At 64.3% G+C, this 7244-nt stretch carries 7 protein-coding genes; 4 read left to right on the forward strand and 3 right to left on the reverse strand.

From position 1 onward, the window contains the following. From E4A48_RS20315 to nagA, 4 genes are read left to right on the forward strand one after another with little or no spacing between them, the layout of a single operon-like run. A complete protein-coding gene (locus tag E4A48_RS20315; protein ID WP_039006022.1) occupies positions 1 to 1281 on the forward strand; it encodes a sugar MFS transporter in 1281 nt (426 codons plus the stop codon). A gap of 42 nt (positions 1282 to 1323) precedes the next feature. Continuing rightward, positions 1324 to 2391: a LacI family DNA-binding transcriptional regulator gene (locus E4A48_RS20320; RefSeq protein WP_039008971.1), complete on the forward strand. Its 1068-nt coding sequence runs from the start codon at positions 1324 to 1326 to the stop codon at positions 2389 to 2391. 8 nt (positions 2392 to 2399) lie between these two features. Next, positions 2400 to 3428, forward strand: a complete 1029-nt coding sequence (locus E4A48_RS20325; protein ID WP_142741637.1) for an SIS domain-containing protein — start codon at positions 2400 to 2402, stop codon at positions 3426 to 3428. Next, entirely contained in the window at positions 3428 to 4573 is a 1146-nt protein-coding gene (gene nagA, locus E4A48_RS20330; RefSeq protein WP_039006021.1) for an N-acetylglucosamine-6-phosphate deacetylase, read from the forward strand. Before E4A48_RS20325 ends, nagA begins: the two co-directional genes overlap by 1 nt. A 133-nt stretch (positions 4574 to 4706) precedes the next feature. Here the strand turns inward: nagA and E4A48_RS20335 are convergent, their stop codons facing one another. The 3 genes from E4A48_RS20335 to E4A48_RS20345 all read right to left on the reverse strand — a co-directional run. After that, the gene (locus E4A48_RS20335; protein ID WP_142741638.1) at positions 4707 to 5078 is read right to left on the reverse strand and encodes a hypothetical protein; all 372 of its coding nucleotides are present in this window, start codon (positions 5076 to 5078) and stop codon (positions 4707 to 4709) included. A 54-nt stretch (positions 5079 to 5132) separates the two neighbouring features. Beyond that, entirely contained in the window at positions 5133 to 6011 is an 879-nt protein-coding gene (locus tag E4A48_RS20340; protein WP_142741639.1) for a hypothetical protein, read from the reverse strand. A 173-nt stretch (positions 6012 to 6184) separates the two neighbouring features. After that, positions 6185 to 7244, reverse strand: a 1060-nt coding sequence (locus E4A48_RS20345) for a multifunctional CCA addition/repair protein (RefSeq protein WP_142743228.1), incomplete at its 5' end; no start/stop codon positions are given.

Below are 7244 nucleotides of genomic sequence, written 5' to 3' on the forward strand. Positions count from 1 at the left end.
ATGACCACCGCACGGCCTGCCAGTCCCTACGCCTCGATCGCCATCGTCGGCTTGCTGTTCTTCATCATCGGATTCTTCACCTGGATCAACGGCCCGCTGATCACCTTCGTGCGGCTGGCGTTCGACCTCAACGAGGTCAATGCGTTCCTGGTGCTGATGGTGTTCTACCTGTCGTATTTCTTCCTGGCGCTGCCGTCGTCGTGGATCCTCAAGCGCACCGGCATGAAGAAGGGCCTGGCGCTTAGCCTGGTGGTGATGGCGGCGGGCGCGGCGGCGTTCGGCCAGTTCGCCACGCAGCGCTTCTATCCCGGCGCGCTGGCCGGTCTGTTCGTGATCGGCAGCGGCCTGGCGCTGCTGCAGACCGCGATCAACCCGTACATCAGCATCCTCGGCCCGATCGAGAGCGCGGCGCGGCGCATCGCGGTGATGGGCATCTGCAACAAGATCGCCGGCATCCTGGCGCCGTTCCTGATCGGCACGCTGGTGCTGCACGGCGTCGGCGATCTGGCCACGCAGGTGCAGGCCGCCGAGCCGGTGGCCAAGGAAGCGCTGCTGACCGCGTTCGCCGCCAAGATCCACCTGCCGTACCTGGTGATGGCCGGCGTGCTGGTGGTGGTGGCGATCGGCGTGCTGTTCTCGCCGCTGCCGGAATTGAAGGCGTCGGAAGTCAACGCCGCGCCGGTCGGTGCCGGCAGCCCTGCGCAGAAGACCAGCATCTTGCAGTTCCCGCACCTGTGGCTGGGCGTGCTGTGCCTGTTCGTGTACGTGGGCGTGGAAGTGATGGCCGGCGATGCGATCGGCACCTACGGCAACGGCTTCCACCTGCCGCTGGACCACACCAAGCTGTTCACCTCCTACACCCTGGCGGCGATGCTGGCCGGCTACGTGGCCGGTCTGCTGCTGATTCCCACGCTGATCTCGCAGGCGCGCTATCTCAGCATCTCGGCGCTGCTCGGCGTGCTGTTCTCGGCCGGCGCCTACGTCACCCACGGTTATGTGTCGGTGGGTTTCGTCGCCGCGCTCGGCTTCGCCAACGCGATGATGTGGCCGGCGATCTTCCCGCTGGCAATCAAGGGCCTGGGCCGACACACCGAGATCGGCTCGGCCTTGCTGGTGATGGGCATCGCCGGCGGCGCGATCATCCCGCAGCTGTTCGCGGTGCTGAAGCAGCACTTCGATTTCCAATTGGTATTCCTGTTGCTGATGGTGCCGTGCTACCTGTACATCCTGTTTTATTCCCTGGTCGGCCACCGTGCCGGTCATGCCTCCGCCCGCGCGTGATCGCGCATCATGGGCGTACTTCCCGACGTGCAGGACCGCAGCATGCGTAGACCCACCATCAAAGACGTCGCCGAACGGGCGCGGGTGTCGCTGAAGACCGTGTCGCGGGTCATCAACAACGAACCGTCGGTGATGCAGGCCACGCGCGCGCGTGTGCTGCACGCTATCGCCGAGCTGGACTACGAACCGGATCCGTCGGCGCGCAACCTGCGCAGCGGCACCCCGTTCGTGATCGGGCTGGTGTACGACAACCCAAATCCGTACCACATCATCGGCGTGCAGAACGGCGTGCTGGCGGCGTGTCGCGAGACCGGCTTCGGCCTGCAGATCCATCCCTGCGATTCGACCTCGCCGATGCTGGCCGAGGAACTGGCCGAGTGGACCCAGCGTTCGCGCCTGGCCGGGCTGGTGTTGACCGCGCCGATGTCCGAGCGCGCCGAACTGGTCGCGGCGCTGACCGCGCGCGGGATCAAGACCGTGCGCATCATCGCCGCCACCGAGGATCCGAAGGACGGCCCGTGCGTCTACGTCGACGACCGCGACGCCGCCTACGAGGTTACCGAGCACCTGATCCAGCTCGGCCACCAGCGCATCGGCTTCCTGTGGGGCGGCACTTCGCACCGTTCCAGCGGCGAGCGCTACGCCGGCTACGAGGCCGCGCTGAAGGACTACGGCATCACCCTGGACAAGCACCTGGTGGTGCCCGGCGACTACACCTTCGACGACGGCTTCCGCGGCGCGCGGCGGCTGCTGGCGCTGCGCGAGCCGCCGACCGCGATCTTCGGCTCCAACGACGAGATCGCCGCCGGCGTGCTGGCCGCGGCCAAGTCGGCGGGCATGAACGTGCCCTACGACCTGTCCATCGCCGGCTTCGAGGACAGCCCGTTCTCGCGCCAGTCGTGGCCGGCGCTGACCACCGCCAAGCAGGCCACCGAAGACATCGCGCGCCACGCCGCACGGCTGCTGATCAGCCAGCTGCGCAGCGACGCCTACGAAGAGCATCCGGCGCCGATGCACAACCAGGGCTTCGTGCCGCAGCTGGTGGTGCGCGGCTCCACCGCGCCGATGCAGCCGCATTCCCGCCGCCCTCCTTCCCCCGATCCGACATGACCCTGCCCATGGCATTGCCCACCGAAACCGAAACCCTGATGTTCCGCGAAGCCGCGGAAACGGCTGACGTCGTCGCCGCGCAGTTCGCCCGCAACCATGACGTGGTGAGCGCGCTGGCCGCTTCGCTGCGCGCCGATCCGCCGCCGTTCGTGGTTACCTGCGCGCGCGGCAGTTCCGACCATGCCGCGACCTACGCCAAGTACCTGTTCGAGACCCAGCTCGGCGTGGTCACTGCCTCGGCCTCGCCGTCGGTGGGCTCGGTGTACGCCTCGCCGCTGCAGTTGCGCGGCGCGCTGTACGTGGTGATCTCGCAGTCCGGCAAGAGCCCGGACCTGCTGCGCAACGCCGAGGCCGCCAAGGCCGCCGGCGCGCGCGTGGTGGCGCTGGTCAACGTCGAGGATTCGCCGCTGGCGCAGCTGGCCGACACGGTGATCGCGCTCGGCGCCGGCCCGGAGAAGAGCGTGGCTGCGACCAAGAGCTACCTGGCGTCGCTGGCGGCGATCCTGCAGCTCGGCGCGCACTGGAAGAACGATGCGGCGCTGCTCGCCGCGCTCGACGCGCTGCCGCAGGCGCTGCGTGCCGCGTGGCAGGCCGATTGGCGCCCGCTCACCGACGGCCTGGTCGATGCGCACAACCTGTTCGTGCTCGGCCGCGGCCTTGGCCTGGCCGCGGCGCAGGAGGCGGCGCTCAAGTTCAAGGAAACCTGCGGCCTGCATGCCGAGGCCTACAGCTCGGCGGAAGTGAGGCACGGGCCGATGGCGCTGGTCGGCCCCGGCTTCCCGGTGCTGGCCTTCGCCCAGCCGGACGACACCGGCGCCGGCACCCGCAGCCTGGCCGAGGAATTCCGCGGCCGCGGCGCGCAGGTATGGCTGGCCAGTGCCGACGGCGATCTGCCGCTGGTCGCCGCGCCGCACCCGGTGTGCGCGCCGCTGCTGACCATCCAGAGCTTCTACCGCGCGATCAACGCGCTGGCGCTGCGCCGCGGCTACAACCCGGACCTGCCGCCGCATCTGAACAAAGTGACGGAGACGGTGTAATGACGACGACGGCGCTGCGCAATGCGCGGGTGCTCGGCGAGGACGGCTTCCTCGATGGCGTGAGCGTGCTGCTGGACGGTAGGTGCATCGCCGCCGTGCTCGACGACGGCGACGCGCGCGCGGCTGCGGCAACGACGCAACTGGACCTGGGCGGCGGCACGCTGCTGCCGGGTTTCATCGACCTGCAGGTCAACGGCGGCGGCGGCGTACTGTTCAACAACAGCACCGACGTCGCCGCGCTGCGCCGCATCGGCCAGGCGCATCGCCGCTACGGCACCACCGGCTACCTGCCGACGCTGATCAGCGACGACCTGGAGGTGATGCGCGCGGCGATCGCCGCGACCCGCCAGGCCATCGCCGCAGGCGTGCCGGGCGTGCTCGGCATCCACCTGGAAGGGCCGTACCTGGCGCCGGCGCGCAAGGGCACCCACAACGTGGACAAGTTCCGCGTGCCCGATGCCGCCGAACTGGCGCTGGCCACCTCGCTGGACAACGGCGTCACCCTGATCACGCTGGCGCCGGAACGGTTGCCGGCCGCGAGTATCCGCACCCTGGCGGGCGCCGGCGCGCGCGTGTTCGCCGGCCACACCGCCGGCAGCTACGACGAGATCCGCGCCGGCCTGGATGCGGGCGTGTGCGGCTTCACCCATCTGTACAACGCGATGTCGCCGCTGCAGGGACGCGATCCCGGCGTGGTCGGCGCGGCGCTGGAAGACCGCGCTGCCTGGTGCGGCATCATCGTTGACGGCGTGCACGTGCACCCGGCCAGCCTGCGCGTGGCGCTGGCGGCCAAACCGCGCGGCACGCTGTTCCTGGTCACCGACGCGATGCCGATGGTCGGCGCCGACAGCCCCAGCTTCGACCTGTACGGCGAAACCATCACCGCGGTGGACGGCGTGGTGCGCAATGCCGCCGGCGCGCTGGCCGGTTCGGCGCTGGACATGGCCAGCGCGGTCCGCAACAGCGTGCAGTGGCTGGGCGTGAGCCTGGACGAAGCCGCGCGCATGGCCTCGCTGTATCCGGCGCAATGCCTGGGTCTGGACGATCGCTACGGCCGCATCGCACCCGGCTACCAGGCCGACCTGGTGCTGCTCGACGACGCGCTGCAAGTGCGGCAGACCTGGATCGCGGGGGCGGTGGAGTAGCCTGGATGCACCAAGCATATATCTTGAGTGCAGGCAAAAACTAATCCGCGCATGCGCGGATTAAGTGGGCGTGGTTCCTGTGTAAGCCGCTAGATATGCAGGCGGATTGATTTTATAGTTGACTATGCGTTGGTCACGGCTGACCGACAGTCACAACACCGCAGTTGCCGATGCAGCCTGGCGATAGATCACCACCACCACCACCGTAACCGCCACGCGTCAAAGAGCCAGGAATGGGGTGTACACATGGTGTGCACGATTGGCAAACGATGGTTGTTTTTTCAGTGGAATCATCATTCCAGATTACTTTCGCAATAGATCTATTCTGCAATAAAGTAATGCCTTTGGGAATTCGATACATTCCTAGCAAGCCCAACATGCCAGCTTGACGTACTTCGGGAATATCAGATGCGCCGACCCCTTGCGCCGGAGCTACTTGATTATATGGTGCCTTTCTTGAGTCTATGCTAACGATTGCTGCTATTGCTGTAAGGCTTGCGGTCAACAGAAAGATGGAAAGTCAAGTGCGCTTTGCAGTGTGCATATCAAAATCCCCATTTTATCTAATTATGCGGTTAATGTAATCTATCTTTTTGTTTAGTTTATTTGTTGCGTCGTTCGGTAGTAAATAATTGCGAACCAATTGCTCATAATTGGAGCCGCAAGCACCGTTTAAGCAATACCCACCAACGATCGCAGATTCAGCTCCGCATTCCGCACCCATTTGGCATGCAACGATGCCCCAGGCATATGCTGATATGGCATCGCCGGAAACCGGTTCAAATTCTCCAAGGTCCGATTCCTGTGGTTGTGAGAGTAACTCTCTGAGTTCGAATATTGCTTCGGGATCCTTGCTTTTTATGGATTCATTTATCAGTTCGGATATATTTTCTTTCGATTCGGCAGGGTATATATTGCGCAATTTTATTTTTGCGGAAATATCTCCTGATGCGGCAGCTGCTTTCAGCCATTCTATCTGTGCTTCGAGTGGAATTATTGATCCCCCTTCGATTAATGCACAGTCATCTGCAATGCGTTTTGCCGTTGCGTTCATGGCGCTTGCAGCATTGCCGGCCTGGGCAGCCATGGCTTTTATGCCGGATAAGAATTTCGTTGATGAAACACTTACCGGAAAGCATCGGCCATAAATTTTAGATAACTCGAACTGCGCTTTGGGATCCCCTTCGGTTGCTTTGTGTTTTATGCTTTCGAATTTCAGGTAATATTCTGTGGAGCGCGATGCTTTGATTTGGTTGGCATTGCCTGAATCAAATTTATTTTTTTCTGTATTTTGGATGTCGGGTGAAATCTCTAGGTCAGCGCTCTTTTTGTCTGGATGGGTTTCATTGTTTATTTTTTTTAGGTGAAATGCGGAAAAATAGATTGCAGCAAAAAGAATAGAAATTCCCACTGCGACGGGAGTTAAGTATTTTTTCATTTCAGCCCTTCGGAGTGGAATAAGAAGTGAAATTCAAACGCTGGCTATCGCTCGGATTTCAACGACTCCTTTTAATGCCGTCTAGCGTATTGTGATGGAATTATCATGGTCAATGCGCCGCTTGGGCTTTATCGTTGAAAAAACGCCTTTATTCGCTTTTCTTCGCAATTACTTCAGTTTGCTGTCTTGCTGCGCGCTACAGCGATCGCGGCGATCCGCGCCTTCGCCAGCGCCTCGCCGATCTGCGGGCCGCTCAGGCCCTGCGCGGCCAGATCGCGGGCGTTGACCGTCAGCGCCGCGGCGTGCAGGCGCTGCAGTGCGCGGCCTTGCGGGTAGTCGGCGTCTTCGCTGCCGAGGCGGCCGCGCTTGTCGGCTTCGCACACCAGCGCCAGCTGCGCGATGCGTTCGGGCTTGCGGAAGCCGTCGCAGCGCTGCAGTAGTTCGTGCACAGTGCGGTCGCGTAGTTCGGCCAGGCGATGCACGTTCAAGTGCTCGCGGCAGGCGATCTCGGCCAGCTGGCGGTGCTCCTGCGGCAGTTTCAGGCGTTCGCACAGCGCGCGCAGCGGGGCCACGCCGCGTTGTTCGTGCATCACGTGTCGCGGCCATTCCGCTTGCGGGGTCAGTGCCTTGCCCAGGTCGTGGGTCAGCGCGGCGAAGCCGATCAGCGCGTCGCCCGGCGCCAGCCGCGCGGCCATGTCGCTGACCAGTTCCTGGTGGAGGCCGGTATCGATCTCGGGATGGTAGTCGGCGCGCTGCGGCACGCCGTACAGCGCCTCCAGTTCCGGCAGCACGCTGCGCAGCGCGTCGGCGTCGTGCAGGGTGCGCAGGAACGCCGAGGGCTGTGCCGATGCGAGGCTGCGCCGCAGCTCCTGCCACACGCGCTCGGGCACCAGCGTGTCCAGTTCGCCGCTGGCCGCCATCGCGCGCATCAGCGCCAGGGTTTCCGGCGCCACGCTGAAACCCAGCGGCGCCAGCCGCGCCATGAAGCGCGCTGCGCGCAGCACGCGCAGCGGGTCTTCGCCGAAGGCCGGGCCGATGTGGCGCAGTACGCGCCGTTCGATGTCGCGCACGCCGCCGTACGGATCGACGAGCGCGCCGCTGTCCTCGTCGCGGGCGATCGCGTTGATGGTGAAGTCGCGCCGCTGCAGATCTTCTTCCAGCGTCACCGACGGGTCGGCATCGACCACAAAGCCGTGGTAGCCGCGCCCGGACTTGCGCTCGGTGCGCGCCAGC

Source organism: Xanthomonas translucens pv. cerealis (assembly GCF_006838285.1).
In the GTDB taxonomy this organism is placed as follows: domain Bacteria; phylum Pseudomonadota; class Gammaproteobacteria; order Xanthomonadales; family Xanthomonadaceae; genus Xanthomonas_A; species Xanthomonas_A cerealis.